This window comes from Fodinibius sp. GM21 (assembly GCF_058386955.1).
Map to the genome: position 1 here is coordinate 44,768 of NZ_JBYEIQ010000001.1, position 22,637 is coordinate 67,404.

Here is a 22,637-nt window from a genome sequence, read left to right on the forward strand (position 1 = left end):
AAGCTGACAATGGTAATCTGTTAAATTAGCTGTAACCGTGTTCTATTAATTTAAGGTATATACATTATGAAAGAAGCTGTAATTGTTGCTGCTGCCCGAACGCCAACTGGAAAAGCAAATAAAGGATCACTGCGTTTTACTTCCCCTGATACACTGGGTGGGGAAGTGATCAAAAATTTATTGGAGCGAGCTCCGAATCTTCAGCCCGAACAGGTCGAAGACGTAATTATGGGTTGTGCGTTTCCCGAAGCGGCACAGGGACTAAATATCGCACGTCAGTGTGCTGCACTGGGTGGATTGCCACCTTCGGTCCCGGCTGCTACGATGAATAGATTCTGTTCCTCGGGACTACAGACCATTGCCCAAGCCGCCGAACGTATTATGGTGGGTGGTGCGGATGTCATTATTGCAGGAGGTGTAGAGTCGATGTCGCTTGTACCTATGGGCGGATATGTTTCAAGGCTGAATCCCGAGCTTGTGGATAATTATCCCGAAATTTATATCAATATGGGATTGACAGCTGAAAACGTAGCTGATAAATATGGCATAAATCGCGAGGATCAGGATGCCTTTGCCTATCGCAGTCATCAGCGGGCGCTCAAGGCATGGGATGAAGGCTATTTTGATGATCAGATTGTCCCTATCCAAGTGAAAGAGAAGAAAGTGACAGCAGAGGGACAAGTTGAGGAGAATGAATTTATCTTCGACACCGATGAAGGTCCACGGCGCGATACTTCAAAGGAAATTTTAGCTAAGCTGAATCCTGCCTTTAAGCAAGGTGGCTCTGTGACAGCTGGAAATTCCTCTCAGATGAATGATGCCGCGGCAGCTGTGATAGTTATGAGCCGTGAAAAAGCCGATGAATTAGGGCTTGAACCCATAGCCAAATATCATGGTTTTTCGGTAGCAGGAGTTCCCCCGGAAATTATGGGTATTGGTCCGGTTGAGGCAGTACCAAAAGTGCTCAAACAAACCGGGTTTGATTTAGGGAATATTGATCTAATCGAATTAAACGAAGCTTTTGCGGCTCAATCGTTGGCAGTAATTCGCGAGCTTGGGCTGGACGAAGATATTGTCAATATAAACGGTGGAGCTATTGCTATGGGACATCCCCTCGGCTGTACCGGTGCGAAGCTGACCACACAGATCCTGCACGATTTAAAGCGACTGGATAAACAGTTTGGTATGGTGACAATGTGTGTAGGTGGAGGTATGGGGGCCGCCGGTATTTTTGAAAACTTAGCGTAACCTATTTCATCTGAATTTGTTTCAGGATAGTACTTCCTAATTTTAGAAAAGATAATCATGTTTACATCAGATACGTTAGCAGATCAAACGATTTTAATTACCGGCGGTGGCAGTGGATTAGGGTTGGCTATGGCTAAGAAGTTTGCTTCACTGGGTAGTAATATTGCAATTTGTGGTCGGACTGAAGAAAAACTCCAAAAGGCCGTAAAAGAGGTTGAGGGAGAAGGTCAAGATAGTACTGTGAGGTATTATGTGGCTGATGTCCGTGACTATGATCGTGTCGAGAAAATGATCGCAGAAATTGTATCAGATTTTGGGACGATGACCGGACTCGTTAACAATGCGGCCGGGAACTTTTTGTCGGCCTCCGAAGATCTGAGTCCCGGTGGTTTCAAAGCCGTGGTCGATATCGTTTTACACGGTTCATTCAACTGCACACACGTTTTTGGGAACTATCTAATTGATGAAAAGAAGAAAGGTAATATTCTGAATATGGTAACGACTTATTCAGAGGATACGGGTTCGGCATTTGTGCTTCCATCCGCATGTGGAAAAGCAGGCGTACTGGCTATGACGCGATCGCTAGCTTACGAATGGGCAACGTATGACATTCGTTTGAATGCTATAGCGCCCGGACCATTTCCCACCAAAGGTGCATGGGAGCGGTTGGTTCCGGATGAAAGTGCTGAAAAGAAATTTTTATCTAAAATTCCAGCTGGCCGATACGGAGATAAAGAAGAATTAGCCAATCTTGCTACATTTTTGATGTCAGATATGGCTCCCTATATCACCGGAGAATGCGTAGTAATTGATGGCGGGGAACGTTTGTCAGCCGGTCAGTTTAACTTTATTGATAGACTGGGATCGCGTGAAGAGTTAAAGGGATTTTTTAAGATGATGCACAAGAAAGGAGACTAAACCCTGGCAAGTCTTTTTTTAATTTTGTCTATCGTTTTATTCAGCTTCCAAAGCTGATAAGCATTATAAATTGTCTCCCGCTTAAGTTGAATTGATTTTAGAAACTCCAGCGCGGCTAATTCAGCTGACTTACTGGCATCGAAAGACTTGCTGTTGAAGAAAAGGTGCCTATTCCCATTCTCTTCTCCCAGCCGCACAGACTGTTCCAGAACGTTACAATTTACAATAAAGTGATTATTGGCAGCCATACGTTGATGCCGAGAGTTGTTTGCTGTCACATTGATAAAAATATTTGCCGTTGCACCGCTCTCGAATCGTAACATCATATGCAGTGCATAAAGATGTTCTTCGGAAAGCTCAACTGTTTTTAAATCAATGTGATGAACTGAGCCATTTACCCAGCGTAGGCAAAAAGCAAGCTCATCAATCCAGTAGTACTCAAAAGGATGATTGGATTCTGCAAATTCAGAGTAGTTTAGCTCGCGGTTAATTTGCAGAAAAGTCGGCTTTTCGATCCTTTTTGCCATCCATTTTGAGGCCGGAGCAAGAGTGGGCCAGTGAGAAAATTGTACCAGAACATTCGATTCTTCAGCAGCGTGGTAAATTTTTTCAACCTTCTTTGTATTGGTGGGGATGGGAGCAATTAGAAACGTATGATATCCTGCCTTTACGGCCTTAAGTAAATGGTCTAAATTCTCGGTTTGCTCATCCATCAATAGGCACGCATCAACATCACCAATTTCAGATAGTTTGCCGGCAATGACTACTTCTGAGACAGTGCGATGAGGGCGTAAATGTTTTTCCCAGGCAACTGCTCGATCGGCGGGACCTACGATGCCTATTCTCATAACTGGATTATTTATTAAAGTGAATAACTATCCATAGTTATGAAATAGGGCTATCATTTCAAAACCGATTCCAATGCTTATAGAGAGTTATTCCGGCATCACCAAGGCAAGAATGAAATAAAGGAGAACCGGGCTACCCCATCCAAGAAAGGTAGTTATTACAAAAATAATTCTCACGATGGTAGGATCCCATCCAAGATATTCAGCAATGCCTCCGCAGACACCGGTGATCATTTTATCAGTTCGAGATTTCTTTAATCGAGCTCCCATAAGTAATATCAGTTAATGGTTTTATCTTTCTTTATATAGAGATAATACGGTAGAGTCAGTGGGATGTTTCAGTCGATTTGATATTCATATAAAAGGAAAGTCCAAAGTAGTAGAACGGGAACAAAAAGGAACTATAAATTAGCCACGGCGGGGACTGATCAAAATAATACAGCAATGCAATTAGCTGGAGCGTAAAAATGCCTCCGAGGATCAGCGTAAAGGGACGTAAATATTCTGTTCTGGATGGATATACAAACTTGACGGGCAAAAATGTTACGATTGCAAATATCACTAGGATTGCGGAAGCAAAGGTAACGGGCAGTTCAAGTAGAAAAATGTAGAATACAACAATATTCCAGTATGATGGGAAGCCCAGAAAAAAGTGATCATCCGTTTTAGCTTTGGTATTGGAAAATCCAAAGATGCTGGCGATGGCACAAATTACGAGTACCCACGTGGGGATACTCATTGTTGCAAAAATCCAGAGCAGGGGAGCAATAGTCCAGGTGATAAAATCAACAATGTTATCCATCAGGGCACCGTCAATCGCCGGTGCATGTTCTTTGGTTTGCGTTAGTCGTGCTAATGCTCCATCAACAGAATCAACGATGGCAGCTACGGCAAGAACCCAAACCGTTTCTTTATAAAACCCATTATATGTTAATATGAGTGCCCACAAGCCAAGTCCTGCACCTAAAGCAGTAAATAAATGGACCCCGTACGCTGCTGCTTTTTTCACAAACAGTTTATGTAGTTAATGATATCCTTCTTTTAATCACCCTTAATAAAATAAAAAAAGCGGAACCTATGAAGTCCCGCTTTTAGCATAGTAAAATAATGTAAGTTTTTACATATAGATAACAGTGACCTAGGAACCTTGTCCGCTATCGGGTAGCTTATAGGAGATTGGCAAAGAATATTGGACTTTTACCGGCTTGCCATCTTGCATACCCGGTTTAAATTGTGCTTGTTTTACGACTCTAATGGCTTCTTGATCAAGCGCTTCACTTACACCTTTCACAACTTCTGTATCTTCAACCACTCCTTGTTCGTTTACAATAAATTGTACTATTACTCGCCCTTGTTCACCTGCATTGCGAGCTTCCTCGGGATAGTTGATCATTTGCTGTAGGGAGCCTAGTCCACCGACCAATTCTGGCATTTTCTCAGCAGTTACGTAGTAATCACCCTCGTCTGATTTAGAACCAGAAACAGGTGGGGGAGGGGGATCCATGCGAACTTCTTCTTTTAGATCAGAAAATGCTTTATCGGGATTTAACACATTTATCTTAATAACACCATTTCCCCCTTTTTTTCCATATTCCTGTTTGGCTTTTTCTCCCTTCAATACATCTATCGATTCTATGTATTTGGTCTTTAAACGAGATAATTTTGGAATGGAAGATTCATCATTGTCCCATTCTTCGCCATTTACGATGTATAGTGGCTGCTTTGGTGTAGGCGGTGTATTAGCTATTTGTGATTGCGTTTGTTCAACTTCACTGTTGGTAATGCCGTCTTGCGACATATCAGTACAAGAGATAGTAAGTGTTAACAGTGACGCAGCGAAAAAAGTAATTAGAAAACTCGATCGAAAATTCATAGATAGACTATTTTGGTTAGACATGATTTGAATACGCTTTTTAAGTGAAGAAGGATTAACAGCCATACTCAGGGCCAATTTTTGCTGATGATCTCGCTTCGCAAGATCAAAGAGGAGAGAGGCATACTTCTTTTGTGAAAATTCTTTGTTGGATAAAACCTCGCTGTCGCATATTACTTCTCTGTATTCTTCGCGTGACGTATAGAGGCTATAGATTAGTGGATGAAACCAGAAAAGAGATTTTATAACTATAAGAAGGCTATTCAGTAGAAAATCACGGTTTTTAATGTGTACCAACTCATGCTGCACGGCCATAGCGAGTGAAGAGGGTTGTTTTTTTAGATCAGCCGGGATAACAATTTTGGTATTCAGCCATCCGTAAGTAAATGGAATGTTTACACCATCAGAATAGGCGATTAATGTATTTCGGTACTTCTTACTTTCGGATGGAAGATTTCCCATCAAGTCTTTGTCACTGGTAAGTGGAGAGAAATTTAATTCTCGCTCCATATTTTTGAGTTGAACAAAATCGAAAATAAGTTTAAGCACGAGTAACGTTGCAACTGATCCGACAATTATGCTACCAGCGCCTATCCAAAAATTGGGATTGCTCAATACATGAAGTATAGAAGGGTCTGAAGCCGTCCCGGAAACAGTTATTGGGTTTTGAACGACAATGAACATGCCCTCACCCGTTGCCTGTGTGGCACTGCTGATAAAATCCATTAGGTAAGCTCCCAGCACCCCGAGTGGAAGCACCAAGAGAAGGGCGGTGCGGCTGTGATAGTGATAGATGGGCTGTAGCGATTCGTTTTTATGTAAAAACAACGCAATGGGAGTTGCTAACAAAGTCCAAACTACCACCGGAAGCCATAAATGTCCGATCATTTGATCGCCAAACGATTGAAGTAGGTTAATGTATTCCATTATTGATTGTCCTCCATGTTATCAATCATAGATTTAATTTCATTTAAGTCCTCCGAAGTCAAGTCATCACTGTTTACCAATGCTTGAACTAGTTCTTTGGGAGAACCCTTAAATGCTTTCTTCATTAAATCACTGATAAGATTTGAACGGACGGACTCTGGTTTTTGGGCAGGACTGTAAACATATGTAACTCCGTCTTTTCGATATTTAAGCAAATCTTTCTCAGCCAGGTTTTTCATAACAGTCATGATCGTGGTATAAGCTACTTCCCGATCTTCTAAAATTCGTTTACGGACCTGTTTTACTGTAGCTTCGCCCAAATCCCAAACATGATTGAGTACTTCCATTTCGGTTTCTCCAAGTGGCGTCAGTGATTTTTTCATCTTGTAATTGTTGAACTATGAGTGATATATTCTATTTGATGCTAAGTCCTAATCAGTTAATACTAATATAATAGTATTAATCTTTTTGTCAAACTCGCAACGAGAATTATCTAAATAATTTGATGAATTAGGGTTATAGCATTCTGGGGAGAAGAGGCGATATCTGGTTTAGGATAAGGGAGTTCGTCCAGCAGCTTTACCAAATTTTCCGAAGGATTTAACAGGACTATAGGTTTTTGAGCTTTTAGTGCAAGCGTTATTTCAGAGAATGTTCCTGCGCCTGTTCCACACGCGACCACTACATCTGATGAAAGTACGTTGATGTTATTGCGTGCACTGCCCATTCCCGTACAGATAGGGATGTCAACAAATTCAGACATATCGCCTTTGTTTTCGGAGGGCAGGATACCAATTGTTAATCCTCCCGAACTTTTTGCTCCTTTGGAGGCGGCATCCATTACGCCCACATTTCTACCGCCTGTTAAGAGAATCCAATTCTGCTCGGCAATTAATTTCCCCAGTTCATAGACTTGTTCTAAATCTTTTGGAAAGGCTCCCTCACCGGGACCCATAACACCAATAATTGGTTTACTCATACTAGATGCATTTTATTGGAACTTCACTATGATTAAATATATTGATATTACTCATTCATGAAACACAATTCTATAAAATGTCATCCCGACCGTATCTAAAAGAAATTGATAGTCGCATTAATTACTCTGATCCACATGTTTTTGACAAAGCAATTTTTGTACTGCATGATCAATTAAATTTATCGGTGTGGCCTGCCTGGATTCGCGAAGAGAAGCCGTTGTTGATTTTTATAGAAGCGAAAGGAAAAGGAGAGTCTTTACCATATCATAAAAAGAAAATAACTTACGTACTCAGTTCCATGCGCCACTTTGCGGTGGAGTGCTATCAAGCAGGTTATCCTGTGCATTATCATACCACCGATCAGCACTATGGTGAAGGAATTTCGGAGGTCCTTAAAAAATATCAAAATCTGTCTCTTACCTATATGATGCCTTCGGAATGGGATAGCCGTAAGCGGCTTCGTGAGGTTAAACATCAGTTTAAGAATAGAACCACGGAAATTCCCAATGCCTTCTTTTTTGCAGATGCCGACCAGTGGAAAGAAAATATTGAGTCCGGCTATCGCATGGAATACTTCTATCGAGATATGCGAAGGCAAACCGGTTATTTGATGACTGGTGATGAGCCAGTGGGAGAGGAGTGGAACTATGATGAGGATAATCGGGAATCGCTGCCCAAAGAATATTCTGTGCCTGAGGTTACCTCTTTCGAGCCGGATGCGATTACTCAAGAAGTGTTAACACTCGTTGCGGATCGACATCACCATCATTTCGGCAGCCTCGATGGTTTCCAATATGCAGTGACCAGAAAACAGGCGTTTCACTTACTTGATGAATTTATTGAGCAGCGGTTGGCTGACTTCGGTCCCTTCGAAGATGCCATGGCTACCGATGAACCAACGCTTTTTCATTCAACATTATCATTGTATTTGAATAATGGATTGCTGCTGCCCTGGGAAATTTGTGAACGGGCAATTCAAGCTTATAAGAATGGCAAGGCGCCTATTAATTCTGTCGAAGGATTGGTTCGCCAAATTCTGGGATGGCGTGAATTTGTCCGAATCTATTATGAGGCGATGATGCCGGAGGTTCGTGAGGCCAATTTTATGGATTTCGAGAAGCCGCTCCCCGAACTTTTTTGGTCCGGTGATTCGGACATGCATTGCGTGCAGCAAAGCTTAAAGCCGGTTATAGAACATGGCTATTCGCATCACATTCAGCGATTGATGGTATTAAGTAACGTTAGTAATCTCACGAAAACCGATCCGAGAGAGCTATACAAGTGGTTTTGGTTGGCCTATGTAGATGCCTATGAATGGGTCGTGTTGCCTAATGTGTTAGGAATGTCAACTTTTGCTGATGGTGGTGTTTTAGCCTCAAAGCCGTATGTGAGCAGTGGGAACTATATCAACAAGATGAGCAATTATTGTACCTCATGTAAATACAGTGTCACTAAGAAAACTGGGGAAGGAGCCTGCCCGTTTAATTATTTATATTGGAATTTTGTAGATGAGCAACGCGAAGCTTTTGAGGTAAGTGGACGCAATAGCTTTATGGTAAATATGTACGATAAGAAATCAGATGAGGATAAAGAGGCTATAAAGGAATCGAGTAATAAGTTTTTAAATCAATTAGATCGTTATTCAGGTTAATCAAAAGCATTATTAATTATGGAATTTACACAAGTAAGCAATTTAGATTTTAATATTTCGAGAGTAACGCTTGGAACGTGGGCTATCGGCGGCTGGATGTGGGGCGGTTCCGACGATAAGCTTGCGGTTGATACGGTAATAGAAGCCCTCGATAAAGGGGTAACGACTATTGATACCGCCCCCGTATATGGCTTTGGTAAGAGTGAAGAACTGGTCGGTCAGGCCGTGGAGGAGTTTGGCAATCGGGATCAAATACAGCTTGCTACAAAGTTTGGGCTGGAATGGGATGATGACGGCAATATTCAGCGAAATTCAACCCGGGATCGTATTCTTAAGGAAGTGGATGACTCGCTCCGAAGATTGCAAACCAACTATATTGATATCTATCAGGTGCACTGGCCGGATTTAGAGACCGATTTTGCAGAGACGGCTGAAACTTTACAAGAGCTTCTTGACAGTGGAAAAATAAGAGCTATTGGAGTATCTAACTTTTCCCCCGAACAGATGGAAACATTCCAGAAAATTGCACCTATTCATGTCTGTCAGCCACCGTATAATTTATTTGAGCGCGGTATTGAAACAGATGTTATCCCATATTGCAAAGAGAATGATATTACACTATTAACGTACGGTGCCCTTTGTCGCGGGTTGTTATCCGGCAAGATGAGTAAAGATCGAACCTTTAACAAAGGGGATCTTCGTCGCAATGCAGATCCCAAATTTCAGGGTGAAACCTTTGAAAAACATTTAGAAGCCGTTGAAAAGCTGAAAGAATATGCGGATAAGAATTTTGATCAAAAAGTGATTCATTTGGCTGTCCGCTGGATATTAGATAAAGGAATAGATTCAGCTATCTGGGGTGCCCGTAAACCTGAGCAAGTTACCTTTGAGAAGGTTTTTGGTTGGAAGCTTACCGATCAGCAGATCAAAGAAGTTGAGCAAATAGTAGCATCAACGGTCGAAGATCCGGTAAGTCCCGCTTTTATGGCTCCGCCTGAGTAATAATTAAGAATAGTTGATATCTATTATGAAAAACATCAACAGTAAGCGTGTTTTTAAACGAAACGAAAAAGAGCCTATTACTGATGGGGATTACGTGCTGTATTGGATGCAGATAAATCGGCGCTTTCAATACAATTATGCCCTAGAATATGCCGTTGGATGGGCGAACAAGTTAGATAAGCCGCTACTTATTTATGAAGGGTTGAATTGCAATTATCCGTGGGCTTCTGACCGTTTTCATCATTTTCTGATGGAAGGGATGGAGGGGAACCACCAGTATGCCAATGAGAATAATATAAATTATTATTCCTACCTGGAAGATGAACCGGGCGCAGGAAAGGGATTGCTTTATGAGTTAGCTAAAGATGCATGCACCGTGATTTCGGATGAGTTTCCGGTATATATCATACGGGAACATAACCAGAAAGTGGGACCGAAATTAGAGGTTCCCTATATCACGGTAGATTCTAATGGACTTATTCCATTGGGACTTACGGATAAAGCACCCTACAACGCCTACTTTTTCCGTAAGATTATGCAACGCAATTTTATGGAGTGCTTTACGCATCCGCCCAAGAAAGATCCGTTGGACGATCTTGAAAATAAGTCGAAGATTGAGTTAGGGGGCGACTTTCTTTCGAAATATCCTCCTGCAGATGAAAAGCTCAATAACCGGGAGTCATTTATTAGCTCGCTGCCGATCAATCACGAGGTTGGTAAAATTGCCTTGCAGGGCACACGTCAAGCAGCACTGGGTAAACTTGGACAGTTTGTCCAACATGGGCTGTCCAAGTATGATGAACATCGGAACGACCCCGATATCAATGCAACCAGTGGATTAAGTCCGTGGCTGCACTTTGGCAAGATATCGGAGTACGAAATTGTGGACACCGTCCTGGAGCATCAGCCCGAAGGGTGGAATTTGGATAACATAACATTTAACAAAGGGTCCACAGGCGGATTTTTTAATGGGAATCCCAATGTGGATGCGTTTTTGGATGAAGTAATAACGTGGCGGGAGGTTGGTTTTCATTTTGCTCACCACGAACCTGACTACGACCAGTATGAAACGCTGCCGGACTGGGCACTAGAAACTCTGGAAGAACACAAAGATGATCCGCGAGGGTATATCTATAAGCTGGAAGAGTTTGCACAGTCCCGAACCCATGATGAGATTTGGAATGCTGCACAAACGCAGCTCAGAGAAGAGGGCGTAATGCATAATTACCTTCGGATGTTATGGGGAAAGAAAGTGCTGGAATGGACGCCGAATCCCGAAATTGCGCTGGCTTATCTTATTGAATTAAATAATCGGTATGCCATCGACGGGCGTGACCCCAATAGCTATTCGGGTATTTTCTGGATTTTTGGTCGCTTTGATCGTGCTTGGCAGGAGCGTCCTATATATGGGAAAGTGCGTTATATGACGAGCGCTTCTACACGCAAAAAATTGAAACTCAAGCAGTATCTGAATACATACGGTAGCCAAAAGACAATGGATGTATAGCCTACATGTTAGTGGTTATAACTTTTCAATGAGGGCTTTGACGAGCTTTGCAAAATCATTTTTACGAGCATCTGCCGCAGCTTTTACTTCTTCATGGTCGAGTTTTTCGCCTGTTACCCCGGTCGACATATTGGTGATCAGCGAAATAGCCGTGCTTTTTAGATTAAGGCGGGCGGCCTCAAAAAGCTCGGTGGCTGTGGACATTCCTACCGCATCGGCGCCCATCTTTCGGAATGATCTAATCTCCGCTTTAGTCTCGTAATTAGGTCCGGTAACGTACATGTAATTGCCAAGTTGTGTAACAAGCCCCAGGTCTGCGGCAATCTTGCGGACTTTGGGAACCCACTGATGATGGTGATATCTATGCTTTGTATTATCCAGCGGTGATATTGCCAAATTGTTGCGTATTACGCTCTCGATCACCATCAAATCCCCAACCGAAAAGGAGGTATTGATGGCACCGGCAGCATTGGAAATAATAAGCTTATTCGCATCCATATGGTTAGCAATATAAACCGGCGTAGCAGTTTCCTCGAACGAAAAGCCTTCGTAGTGATGAAACCGGCCGGAAAAGGCCATCATTGAGTGTCCGTATATTTCCCCGAATATCAATTCACCGGCATGACCCTGAACCGAAGAAACCGGCATACCGGGAATATCCTCATAAGGAATGGTGAATGATTCTTCGATCTGATCGGCAAAGCTACCCAGCCCTGATCCCAGAATTACCGCTGCTTCTATGTCACTGGAGAGATTTTTTCTATCAAGAAAATTGAAAATATCGTCGGTGAAATCAGGTAATAACATTGCTAAATAGCTTCGATTTTGTATCCCTGTTGCTCGTCATAGTCGGTTAAATTAAATAGAGGATGATGAGTATCGTGATACCCCATCACCGTATATTGCTCTTCGTAGGCTTTTCGAGTTAGTGCTTTTCGCGCTTCCATGCTTTGATCGGCATTAAAATCATATTTTGCCGCAAATTTTCGATTAACTTCACCTCGTGTAGCTAAGACATCACCGGCCATCAAATACTTCTGATTACCGTCATCAAATAACAATACTTGTGAAAATTCGGTATGTCCGCCAATTTTTTCGACTTTTACTTCCGGATAGGGCTGATCCTCTTCGTTCAGATAATGAAGATTTGCTTTGGCATCTAAAAAATGAATAAATTCTGTTTTATCGTCATCATAATATTCATCCATATCTCTCACTTTTTCCCATCCTTTTTGGGAGACCCACAGCTTTGCTTCGGGGAAGGTCAGTTCCCAGTATCCCGATGATTGTCCTGCCAGTCCGCCTATATGATCGTAGTGGAGATGGCTGGCAAAAATATCAGTAATATCATACTCCGTCAGCCCAATTTTTTCAAGGTTTTCCTTGATGAGATTGGTACTTGTGTCTTCTCCAAAGTCGCCGATTCCAACATCAAAAAGAATATTTTTTTTCCCTGATTGAATCAAAAAGGGATTTAATGAAATTTTTAAGGCTCCTTTGGCAGGTTTGTCATCTCGATCAATGCGGTTAAATTTTGTATCCAGACCTACGCTAAACGTTCCTTCGTAAAGGGGATAGGCAGTGATTTCTTTTGTCGCCATGCTACGATTTTTTGTTCTTTTTATTTTCGTACTTATCGTATGCTTCGATAATGTCGCGCACTAATTTGTGGCGGACAACATCATTTTCATCGAGATAAACAAAAGAAATACCGTTTATGTCTTTAAGAATCTTCTGAATAGAAATAAGTCCAGATTTTTGTTTATGGGGTAGGTCAGTTTGAGTGATATCACCTGTAATAATGGCTTTACTGTTGAATCCAATACGCGTTAAAAACATCTTCATTTGCATATTGGTAGTGTTTTGAGCCTCATCTAAAATCACAAAAGCATTGTTGAGCGTTCGTCCCCGCATATAGGCCAGGGGGGCAATTTCGATACTGTTTTTAGCCAGATGCATCTCAAGTCGATCATATTCAATCATATCTTCGAGTGCATCATATAGTGGTCGCAGGTAGGGGTCAATTTTTTCGCGCAGATCACCGGGTAAAAATCCAAGTGTTTCCCCTGCTTCTACAGCAGGTCGTGCCAGTACGATCTTTTTTACCTTGCGTTGTTTCAGTGCCTTAACTGCCAATGCTACCGAGGTATAGGTTTTTCCCGTTCCAGCCGGACCAATAGTAAATACAATATCATTGGCAGAAGCGGCTTCAAGGATCTGTTTTTGCCCCGGTGTTTTTGCGGTTATTGCTTCTCCGGTATGAGTATTGAGAATAAAATCACCGGTAACACGGGTGTCATGCAGTGGATTGGGCCGTTCACTTTTACGGTCGCTATGTTTTAGAGCCAGAACGGTTTCAAGATCACTTTCAGTGAGGTCTCGATTACGAGCAGCCATACGTTCAAGCTCGCTAAAAACCTCAACGAGTTCGTTACAATCCTCTTTAGGCCCCGATATTCTTATAGTATTACCCCGAGCCGAAATCTTGGAATCGGGATAGGCTTCGTCAATCTTTTTAAGATATTCGTCCTGAAAACCTAAAATCAGGACGGGCTCGATATCATCTATTTGATAGGTTTCTTCGTTAACAGTGGATTGTTCTGCGATAAATGGCCTCTATTTTAATTAGAAATCTCAACCCTTAAAAATAAGGAAATAGTATGAATTTTTTGTAAATCGGTTAAAAGTGATTTAAGCAATTGTTCCTTTTCCGGTTTTCGCTTTTTGCGTCAGATTTTCAATTCGTTTGGGGATGTTTTTTGCTTTAAATACAGCGCTACCGGCTACAAGTACATCGGCCCCGCGGTGAGTAACTTTTTGGATATTATCGAGGTTTATGCCTCCGTCAACCTCAATAAGAAAGCCGGCACCATATTCATCACGCATAGCACTCAATTTTTGCAGACGGTAATAGGTATTTTCGATAAAGGATTGTCCGCCAAACCCGGGATTTACGCTCATCAGTAGAATCAAATCCACATCGTTCATAACCGGTTCAATTGTTTGCAAAGAGGTACCGGGATTTATAGCTACACCGGCAGTAATTCCGTAATTGTGTATGTTTTGAATAGTACGGTGTAAATGTGGACAGGCTTCTTGATGTACAGTAATCTGATCAGCCCCGGCATCAACAAATTGTTCGATATATTGATCAGGATTTTCGATCATCAAGTGAACATCTAAAAAGGCGTCCGAACAGCTTCCGGCTGCTTCTACAAATTTGGGTCCGTAGCTGATGTTAGGAACAAAATGCCCGTCCATAACGTCACAGTGCAACCATTGCACATCGGCTTGATTACACTTTTCGATTTCTTCGCCGAGGCGGGTGTAATCTGATGCTAAAATTGAAGGTGCTAAAATGGGCAGCGTAAAATCCATATTAGTTAATTATTATTTTCTGGTGATGAGACATTTGAGGTATCAATGACGGCTCCGGATTCATCTTCTTCTTTTACTTCAAAACGTTCAGAGACAATAAGCTTTAGAGTTTCTCCTTCTGTAATTTGGTCTTTTTGTGGTTCGTAGTTGATAACGACATTGGGATCAAACTCTTTACTTGGTTGAAATCGGATCTCACCAATACGCAAGCCTACTTTCTGCAATTTTTGTTGCGCTTCAGAAAGACGTAATCCCTTGATATTTGGTATGTCTACCATTTTTTCACCAAGTCCGTCACTTACCGCTAAATCGACCATGGTACCTTTGGGTACAACATTTTCGGCCGGTATCGACTGGCGCAGCACAACATTCTTAAACCGTGATGATTCATAACTGATAGTACCAACGCGCAGCCCGTAATTTTCCAGCTGGATTCGAGCATTACGAAGTGACAGGTCTACTACTTTTGGGACTTGAACAGTGGGATTTGCCTCTGTATTAACAGTGAGATAAACTTTCCGATTTGGCTTTACAATTTCTGCTGCTGCCGGCATTTGGTCTATAACATAATCAGCCGGGTAAGCTGTATTGGATCGACGCTCGGCAACTTCGTACCGTAATCCATATGAAGTGAGACGCTCCTGGGCTTCATCTAAAGAAACTTGGGTAATATCGGGGACGGTGACACCCTCGTTATAATTGGTGTACGCCGGCATAATTACAAAATCGAGCAGCGTCAGAAATAGTGCTCCGGCAGCAATTAAACCACCCACCCCAAGGTAGAATATTTTATTTGTGAGTAAAGATTTTATTTGTGACCACATATCCTAAAATATGATTCTTTGAGTATTACTTAAAAATGAAATTTTAGTGTAAAGGTGCGATGCGGATTTAATAGATTGGTTTCTGTTTCCAGTGTTTGGTTTTTTGTTTTGACTGTTAAATAGGCATCAAAAGCTGATACAATATGATTTAATATAAGAAACGATACCATGTTCCCGGCCAAGCGATAACTGTCATTAAAATTATTCGCCAAGCGTGCACCTAAAATAAAATTCTTGGGCATGTTGCTGCCGTCCCAGTTTAGCTGGTATTGAGCTGAAAAATCATTCCAGCCCGGGCCATACTGGTAATATTTGCTGATGAGTTCATAATACTGCTGAGAGCCATAATCCGGCATTACATGCGAAAAATTATTGCCAACATGTTCCGGATATACAAACGGGGTATTACGTTCCACATTGCGCAGCAGTTCAATATCTATTTTAGACCAGTCGTCATTTGGATTGTAAACAGCAGTTTTGCCTTCGATATGCTGTTTAAGATCATCAACATAGCGATTGCTCAAGTTATTTTGTTCGTGATATTCAACCAACCACTGTGCATAGTTGACTACGCTCCAATTGTCATTTGCAAATTGTTTGTAGCGTCGTTCTTCCACTCTTGCATCGTGAGAGCTTTTGAGGTACACGCCCGTCATTACTGCTTCTGCCAAAAAATATAGTCCCGCCCGGATCCATTTTTTGTTGATTGCTTGCCCGCTTCCCGGAATGACTGCTGAACTGAGCAGCGCCCATCCTGCTTTTTCTCTTACCGGTTGATAAAAAGGGGTAGACTGAACGTAATTGATTTTAGGTTCCAGATCATTAATGGTGATTTTCTGCGGATTTTGCACCGTTTGAGCAGTGGTAATGCTTACCGTCATTACCAAGATGATACCTAAAAAAATCGCTTTATTAATCATGATTCAGGACGTCAAAATCAAAGGTCAATCCGAAATGGAAATAAAACTCTTGTCCGTACGATACGCTGCTATCTGTTGATTCAGTAATGAATTCGCTGGGTAAAGTAACATCAAATTTATTGAATCCATAAGCGCTGCTGATAAATAATTTGAGTGGAAACAGGTAGTAGCTGTTAAAAGCAAATCGCAGTTCACCTCCAATGCCTGTTTTAAGATTATTACCAATTTCGAGCGGACCATTCCAACCGTTTCCGGTTTCAGCAAATAATCGCAGAAATAGTTTATCAAAAGTGTGTCGGCCGAGCTGTGTATGTAATTTATTGGCAATTGGGAAGGTGTAAGAAAATTTTGCCAGTGCCGTAGTATTTCCGCCAAGGGCAAAGTAGGGATAGCTTCGCATGCCGGTAAATCCACCGATGTAATCGATATAGAAAAAATCATTGGGATTATTGAGATAACTAAATCCACGGCCGTACAAGTTAAAGGCAGAATGGTTACCTATTGGATATCCTACTCGAACATTGGTTTCGATAGAATGATTTTCTATATCTTGATAGATTGGGTTTAGGGTGCCGTCTTCTACCTCATATTTATCAAGTAATTTGTTGGGTTCGTAGGTATACCGGAAAGCACCGCGAAATCCAACTGGCGCAACATCCGAATTGGGATAGGGAACCCATTTCTCGTAGATATATGCGGCTGTGAGAGTGGTTCCTCTAAAATATTCGGAGGATGAAGATGGGACAAAGGATTCCAGCTCTTGAGAGTAGAACCCATCCGTTTGAACACGATATGGACTATATCCGGCTCCCAGCTCAATCAGGTTGTGTTCATTGAGTTTGCTGCGAAGAAAAATGTCAGCATCCCAGATATTATAAGCGATATCAACGTTAGTGGTATCAGGCAGGCATGCCGTACAAGGAAATTCTTCGATGGAAAGTCCATCCCGGACATTGCGGCGCAAGTTATAGAAATCCAAGGTAACTGTGGGAGACCAGCTTTTTTTAATGAAGGGGAGTCCCACGTGTTCTATTGACAAATATAAATCTCGATCGAGGTCGGTAAGCCGAGCAGGATTGAAAAAATCGCCGATTCCGTTGCTGGGTTCTGAGACAAAACCAAACAGGGCACTGCCAAAGAAACTCAACTGTCCGGTTACTTCGCGGGATGAAAAATAGGTGCCGAGTTTCATATCACGCAGCAGGTTGCCGCCCAAATCGCCCAATTGCCCGGCTGTGAGCAAACGGCCGTTACTGCCATTTCTTTTACTGTAATTATCAAAGCGGACAACCGGATAAAAGCTGAAACTCGTAAACTCGTTGTTGTATGGCTTTAGCTTCAATTGCTCCTGATTATTCGGCTTAGCCGGGATCATTAAGGAATCTGAACGGCTCAAATGCTCCAGTTTTGACGATTCAACAGTTTCAATATCCTCTGTATTCGTTGGATAGTTGAGGTCTGATTTCTCAGGAAGTTTTAAATAAGAGAGTGATTCACGATTATATTTTGTAGAAGATTGTGGTACACTGGCTGATAAATCGATGGAGGAAATGATATAGCCGTCTGTTTTAAACTCAGCAAAATAGAGCGTTTCATTTTTAACATGTGGCATAAATGCCCCGCCGATGACACTCGTTAACTGTTCCGGCACGGCTTCGTTAGTGCCTAGAGGGATGCGATAGATGTTGAAAATGCCATCCGGATTGGTAGAATAGTAGAGGTAATCACCTTTATCATCTATAAAGGGATCGCGGTAGTCGGTTAAGGGATCTTGGAATATGGCTTCAATGGTTTTCGATTTTGTGTCGAGACGATAAATATTACGGCTGTATTTATCAGAAAAAGAAAAATAGAGTTTCTCCCCATCGGGATGCCAGCTGGGACTGTACACCTGTTCTCCATTCTTGTAATTTGTAAAGGGATGCAGTGAACCTGATGCCATATCCACCCCGACTAAATTGGTGCTGCCGTTCGATTGCTGGATAGCTACCAAAGTATTTTTTATCGGATGCCAGCTGGGCGATGACAGTCGTTTACTTTGGGTGAGGCGTGATTCCTTTTCAGATTGCCGGTCATAAATAAACAGATCGTTATAACGTTCACCGTATTTATTTAGCTTTTGTCGGCTAAAAGCAATTTGTGAACCATCCGGAGAAAATGAAAAAGAAGACTGCAGATGCTTTATTGTCGGCTCCTGATTTTTATAAATGCCGTACCGCGGGCTTGATGTTGGCATCGTGCCAATATCGATAGCGTGAGATGAATTTTTAGAATGATCTCGATCATCTATAAAAAGTTGAACCCCAGACGACCTGCTATCCTTGTTTGACAAATATGCAAGTTGATTACCACTTGGACTTACTATTGGATAGAAATTAAAAAACCCTTTGGGCTGAACAGGCTCAGTTTCAATTGGCTGTATGTTTTCGGTGGCCTTGCGGTAATGCTCTTGGGATGTGACAACAAAATCATCAAAAAGCTTACGGCCCGAGATTTCCGTGGTGTTTTTAAGGGCTTTTTCAACAGTAAAAACACCTGGTTCTCCTAAATTTTGCGACAATTCGGGCAGCAGGTCTTCTCCGAATCGATCCACAAGGTAAGAGGTAAAGGCAAAGCCCTGATTGTAAATCCGTTCGCGCTGCAATGCATTTTTAGATCCGAAAATACTCATTTCTTCATATGAAAGAGGATTCTCGGAAAGAACGGCCGTTCTAAAAAGCATATCACGGTGTGCATCCCGGTAATCATACAAAAGGTTCTGACGCTGATATTGTGCTACTCCCTCAGCGAGCCAGGCGGGTACGTTAATGGAAGCAAAGGGATAGGTAAAAATCCCTTTCGGATAACCATAAAGGACGTCAGGACGACGCACGTCAGAGTATGAGAGCCATTGAAGGTAAATGGCAGGTATCCGCCGATCTTTTTTCATCGCGGCCTGTAGCTGGACGATATGGGTGAATTCGTGGGTGATAACATCCCAAAGCCAGTCGTGGGTGCCTCGAAGTGGCGTATCGAGTGATGAAACCCAGATATCAATTTGATTGTCAAAAAAATAGGCTGCCCCGTTGGAATAATCCCTTCGATCTTTGAGCACGATATTGGTCTTGGTATCAGGCTCGATATTATAAAGATTGGTTATCTGAGGATAAATGGTTTCGGCGATGCGGGCTGTCGTTTGTGCCGAGCGACTGTTGCCTTCTTGAAAGTGGATGTTAAAGTGATCGCTTTCAATAGTATACCAAGACAGGTGATTACTGGGATAGTTGAACTGGGAAGGTGAAAGCTGTTGTGCAAAGGCGGAATTGAAGCAGCTGTACCATGACCAGACGATAAGTAGCAATGCAATATGGAATATGCGATTTTTCACCTACTGAATAACTACAATTTTAATCATCTTTTGTTCTTTTTGTCCGTCTACGGTTGCTGTGATCATGGCAAAATATAATCCATTGCTCCAGCTCTGTGTAGAAATTTGATGTTCCTCAGCTGCCCCCCCATTAGTTCTAAAGGTTTTGTTGAAAACAATTCTTCCGCCGGTAGTGATGATTTTTACTTCTACTGTACCTGCTCCAGTGGTCTGAAATCGGATATTCGTAAAGTCATCAGCAGGATTTGGCCAGTTATAAGTTTCCTTTTTGAAAAGAACTCTATTAGCTGATGATGGTTCTTGGAGATTTTTTGTATGAATACTTCCCGACACCTTATTACTGAATGTATTTCCATAGCGGCTTGCCCAAAGTACTTCATCAATATTATTGAGTTGCCATGCTTTGACATCGCCCACGTGACTAACAGCGTAAAGGGTTTTTTTGTAGATAAGGGGATGAATGGGCTGATTATTTTGATCAGAGATATTACCTACATAAAGAGGGAATCCCTCTACGGGTTCTCCATCAAGAGTATATGCATTAATATTCAGGGAAAGACTGTCTTGTGTGGGAACGTAAAGAGTGATCTCCTCGGATTGTTCAGAGTGGACAACTAATGGTGTCCCGATAAATCGGGCATTTGAAGGTGGCTTAATGGGGAAGTGAGGCAGTAGCGCTCCGTTGATATTACGTGATTCAAGGGCACCGGTTTCTTGATTTATATAGCTAAAATCGATGCGTCCATCTCTATCAAGATCGGCCATAGCAGGCCACCCGAGATGGGTATTTTGGACAATGGATGTAGGCTGACCAAATGAATCGGTGTTAAATAACAAGAGTTCATCATCTGACAAGTAATAGAATCCTTGTTGCTCGGCGTCAGGTTCTACGGCCCCTGTGTAATGGCGACTTCCACTCTTATTTATGGGATACGTTTTACCATCCGGTTCAAGTGTAAGTTGGTTTTGTGTAAGTACGGTAAATTTTCCATCAAAGGTGGCAGAGCGCTGTTGTGCATTTGGCAAAGAAGACTGAATTGTACCATCTGAAAGAGAAATACGCTGATTGGTAAAATCCGCATACAGTGTCTGGCCGTCACCGGAACTTAAAAAAGCATTATTTGCATTGATGGTATTATGCCATTGGGTATTCCATTGGCTGCCATCCCACTGCCAGGAAGATAGCATAATTTGGGGTTGAGCAGGGGGAGCACCACCAAGAATGAGGTAAGATCCAAGATACGGCTGTTGGACAGATGTCGATTGAAAGTTGAAAACCGAGTTGCTTTCTTTCTTTAAATTAAGGGCATACGTTGATTGTTGGGTAGGGATAATCAGAAAAGAGTCAGAGGAAGTAGAGTAGAAGGTGAGTCCAAGTGGATATGCAGAAAAATAATCGGATTTTGGTGTAGTGTACGCTGTTTCGTCATCAATTTTTGAAATAGGCAGACTTATCGGATGGATATTGTCGGTAGACCTCGGGCGAATACGGAATGCAGCCACGGGCTGGTTATCGGAAAAGTCATAGAGTTCAAAAAAACTTGGCGCCCCTGAATTGCTTTCATTTGAAGGTCGGGTGTCAGACCCAAATCTGTTTTCATAGAATTGCAACGTGTCACCGTCAAGGGTAACAACTGCGGCATTATTTCCATCCCACCAGAAGTCGAAAGCCGTACCGCGTGCCTGACTGCTGAAGTCATTATTTGCGGCCCGTCCAATGTCTTGCGCACCATCGGCTTCTTCAAGATCTATACCACGGCGGTTGAAATTATTATTTATACTTTGAGTTCTTATCCGATTATTAATAACGGCTTCATCGATATGCCAGATGAGGATTCCGCCATTGAGTTGCCTATCGTCGGCGGTACCATTCGTTTCGTCGGGGCCAGGGTCCAATCCACCCGGCAGACTCCATTCCAGATTACTCACATCGGTAACCACTCCCGGAATTAACGAGTCTTCGAAATCCTCTGACTGGTTGACGAAAGCTTCATCAAAGTTTGAAAACTGTTTGGTTTCTATTGCCCCGTCCGGTTGTATAAATGTAAGAGTGACTCCATTGCCATTGGGATCCCGATGACGGTTTTCAATCAAGAAGTATTCGTCAGCAGATAAAGGCACTTTTGCAATACTGTTTTGTTGATGATAAGCTGCTGTGGGAAGGGTAACGAGATTATTATTGGATGTGCTCGCAATAAATGGCTCTTGCCATCCCAGATGCATCTTTTCCCAAGCCGAGGGCTCAGGCGGAAAAAGGCCGCGATACGAGAAGAAACTTTCTCCATCCATTAATCCAAATCGGCCGATGCCTGAATTACCTGTTTCGGTGTTAAAAAGGTCAGGTAGCCCGAGATAGCTGCCAATGGATGCACAAATAAGTCCGTTCGTAGAAAGTTGTAACACAAACTCGTTACCTGTTACATCTACGCCGGGACGCGAGAGGCTACGCGGTAAAACCATCGAATTAGTCACTCTGAAAGTCCCATCATTAATTGGAAATCCATTAAAATTTGGCTGATCAAGCAAGGTACCTAACGCAGACTGATCTAAGAAGAGGGAGGGGACATCCTGTGGCGTTTTGTTAAGGGTTGTTCCAGTTAGTTCAATATCACGTCCAATACCTGCGTGAAAGATAGCAAAAGCCGTTTTTTGGGGATCTAAATCGGAGGTAGGAAAACCACCTTGTTCTTCTACAACCTGCCAGGTGTCTTGGGCCAAATTGGCAACTTTTTGGTTGGTAAAGGTTTCTCCGGTGGGGGAATATCGCTCCATCTTTTCAGGTAGTTGATATACATTAGGAAGCACCCGGTATTTTATATGAAACTGTTCTCCTGAAATCTTCTTGAAATAATTTTGTACAAAAGTCAGATGTCGTTCAAAATAAGATTGGTTATGGGGCAGGGGATCAATGGTAATTTCCGGATTGTCGAGGTAAGCTAAATTGGATGGATTGAAAGTTCCTGTGCCTGTAGTAAACCTGTTTTCGTCAGGTTGAAACTCGACCATTACTGCAATGATCGTTAGTGTATCGGGTACATTGGGTTGTGAATTTGTGTGGGGGTTGAGGTTATGAGACCGCTTCAGTTCAACTTGCTGGGCAAAACCGTTATGAAGTCCAACTAATAAAAGCATGCTTATAAAAAGCATGCTTTTATAAAAAAAAGTAGTTGATTTATAAAAATTCATGAACCCAC

At 42.3% G+C, this 22,637-nt stretch carries 19 protein-coding genes; 5 read left to right on the forward strand and 14 right to left on the reverse strand.

The genetic code is table 11. From position 1 onward, the window contains the following. Positions 1–66: 66 nt before the first annotated feature. Positions 67–1,248: an acetyl-CoA C-acyltransferase gene (locus tag ACT3IB_RS00190; protein WP_491536996.1), complete on the forward strand. Its 1,182-nt coding sequence runs from the start codon at positions 67–69 to the stop codon at positions 1,246–1,248. A 57-nt stretch (positions 1,249–1,305) separates the two neighbouring features. Beyond that, positions 1,306–2,166, forward strand: coding sequence for an SDR family oxidoreductase (locus tag ACT3IB_RS00195; RefSeq protein ID WP_491536997.1), 861 nt, complete (start codon positions 1,306–1,308; stop codon positions 2,164–2,166). Here ACT3IB_RS00195 and ACT3IB_RS00200 read toward each other — a convergent pair. From ACT3IB_RS00200 to ACT3IB_RS00225, 6 genes are all read right to left on the reverse strand, one after another. Next, entirely contained in the window at positions 2,163–3,014 is an 852-nt protein-coding gene (locus ACT3IB_RS00200) for a Gfo/Idh/MocA family oxidoreductase (protein WP_491536998.1), read from the reverse strand. The two genes, ACT3IB_RS00195 and ACT3IB_RS00200, sit on opposite strands and share 4 nt — an antisense overlap. A gap of 87 nt (positions 3,015–3,101) precedes the next feature. Continuing rightward, entirely contained in the window at positions 3,102–3,284 is a 183-nt protein-coding gene (locus ACT3IB_RS00205) for a PspC domain-containing protein (protein ID WP_322576555.1), read from the reverse strand. Positions 3,285–3,339: 55 nt separating this feature from the next. After that, entirely contained in the window at positions 3,340–4,023 is a 684-nt protein-coding gene (locus tag ACT3IB_RS00210; protein ID WP_491536999.1) for a CDP-alcohol phosphatidyltransferase family protein, read from the reverse strand. Between the two features lie 129 nt (positions 4,024–4,152). Further along, the gene (locus ACT3IB_RS00215) at positions 4,153–5,814 is read right to left on the reverse strand and encodes a TonB family protein (protein ID WP_491537000.1); all 1,662 of its coding nucleotides are present in this window, start codon (positions 5,812–5,814) and stop codon (positions 4,153–4,155) included. Then, positions 5,814–6,197: a BlaI/MecI/CopY family transcriptional regulator gene (locus ACT3IB_RS00220; protein WP_491537001.1), complete on the reverse strand. Its 384-nt coding sequence runs from the start codon at positions 6,195–6,197 to the stop codon at positions 5,814–5,816. The genes ACT3IB_RS00215 and ACT3IB_RS00220 overlap by 1 nt, the downstream gene beginning before the upstream one ends. A gap of 110 nt (positions 6,198–6,307) precedes the next feature. Next, positions 6,308–6,793, reverse strand: a complete 486-nt coding sequence (locus tag ACT3IB_RS00225; protein WP_491537002.1) for a TIGR00725 family protein — start codon at positions 6,791–6,793, stop codon at positions 6,308–6,310. Between the two features lie 77 nt (positions 6,794–6,870). Between ACT3IB_RS00225 and ACT3IB_RS00230 the strand changes: the two genes are divergently transcribed. Genes ACT3IB_RS00230 through ACT3IB_RS00240 form a run of 3 tightly spaced genes read left to right on the forward strand, consistent with a single transcriptional unit; the run spans position 6,871 to position 10,954 of the window. Next, on the forward strand, positions 6,871–8,445 hold the full coding sequence (locus ACT3IB_RS00230; RefSeq protein WP_491537003.1) for a cryptochrome/photolyase family protein: 1,575 nt from the start codon (positions 6,871–6,873) through the stop codon (positions 8,443–8,445). 18 nt (positions 8,446–8,463) lie between these two features. Then, on the forward strand, positions 8,464–9,447 hold the full coding sequence (locus ACT3IB_RS00235) for an aldo/keto reductase (RefSeq protein WP_491537004.1): 984 nt from the start codon (positions 8,464–8,466) through the stop codon (positions 9,445–9,447). A 25-nt stretch (positions 9,448–9,472) separates the two neighbouring features. Beyond that, entirely contained in the window at positions 9,473–10,954 is a 1,482-nt protein-coding gene (locus ACT3IB_RS00240) for a hypothetical protein (RefSeq protein ID WP_491537005.1), read from the forward strand. A 15-nt stretch (positions 10,955–10,969) separates the two neighbouring features. Here the strand turns inward: ACT3IB_RS00240 and ACT3IB_RS00245 are convergent, their stop codons facing one another. From ACT3IB_RS00245 to ACT3IB_RS00280, 8 genes are all read right to left on the reverse strand, one after another. Next, on the reverse strand, positions 10,970–11,761 hold the full coding sequence (locus ACT3IB_RS00245; protein WP_491537006.1) for a purine-nucleoside phosphorylase: 792 nt from the start codon (positions 11,759–11,761) through the stop codon (positions 10,970–10,972). A 2-nt stretch (positions 11,762–11,763) separates the two neighbouring features. Beyond that, positions 11,764–12,555 (reverse strand): MBL fold metallo-hydrolase, encoded by a 792-nt coding sequence (locus ACT3IB_RS00250; protein WP_491537007.1) that lies wholly within the window; start codon positions 12,553–12,555, stop codon positions 11,764–11,766. 1 nt (position 12,556) lies between these two features. Further along, a complete protein-coding gene (locus tag ACT3IB_RS00255; protein WP_491537008.1) occupies positions 12,557–13,351 on the reverse strand; it encodes a PhoH family protein in 795 nt (264 codons plus the stop codon). Between the two features lie 294 nt (positions 13,352–13,645). Next, positions 13,646–14,332, reverse strand: coding sequence for a ribulose-phosphate 3-epimerase (rpe, locus tag ACT3IB_RS00260; protein ID WP_491537009.1), 687 nt, complete (start codon positions 14,330–14,332; stop codon positions 13,646–13,648). Positions 14,333–14,337: 5 nt separating this feature from the next. Then, on the reverse strand, positions 14,338–15,156 hold the full coding sequence (locus tag ACT3IB_RS00265) for a PASTA domain-containing protein (protein WP_491537010.1): 819 nt from the start codon (positions 15,154–15,156) through the stop codon (positions 14,338–14,340). Positions 15,157–15,185: 29 nt separating this feature from the next. Continuing rightward, positions 15,186–16,076 carry a hypothetical protein gene (locus tag ACT3IB_RS00270; RefSeq protein ID WP_491537011.1) on the reverse strand — a complete coding sequence of 297 codons (891 nt, stop codon included), beginning with the start codon at positions 16,074–16,076 and terminating at the stop codon, positions 15,186–15,188. Beyond that, positions 16,069–19,443, reverse strand: coding sequence for a TolB family protein (locus ACT3IB_RS00275; protein ID WP_491537012.1), 3,375 nt, complete (start codon positions 19,441–19,443; stop codon positions 16,069–16,071). Before ACT3IB_RS00275 ends, ACT3IB_RS00270 begins: the two co-directional genes overlap by 8 nt. After that, on the reverse strand, positions 19,444–22,629 hold the full coding sequence (locus tag ACT3IB_RS00280; protein ID WP_491537013.1) for a T9SS-dependent M6-like inactivated metalloprotease: 3,186 nt from the start codon (positions 22,627–22,629) through the stop codon (positions 19,444–19,446). Positions 22,630–22,637: the final 8 nt, after the last annotated feature.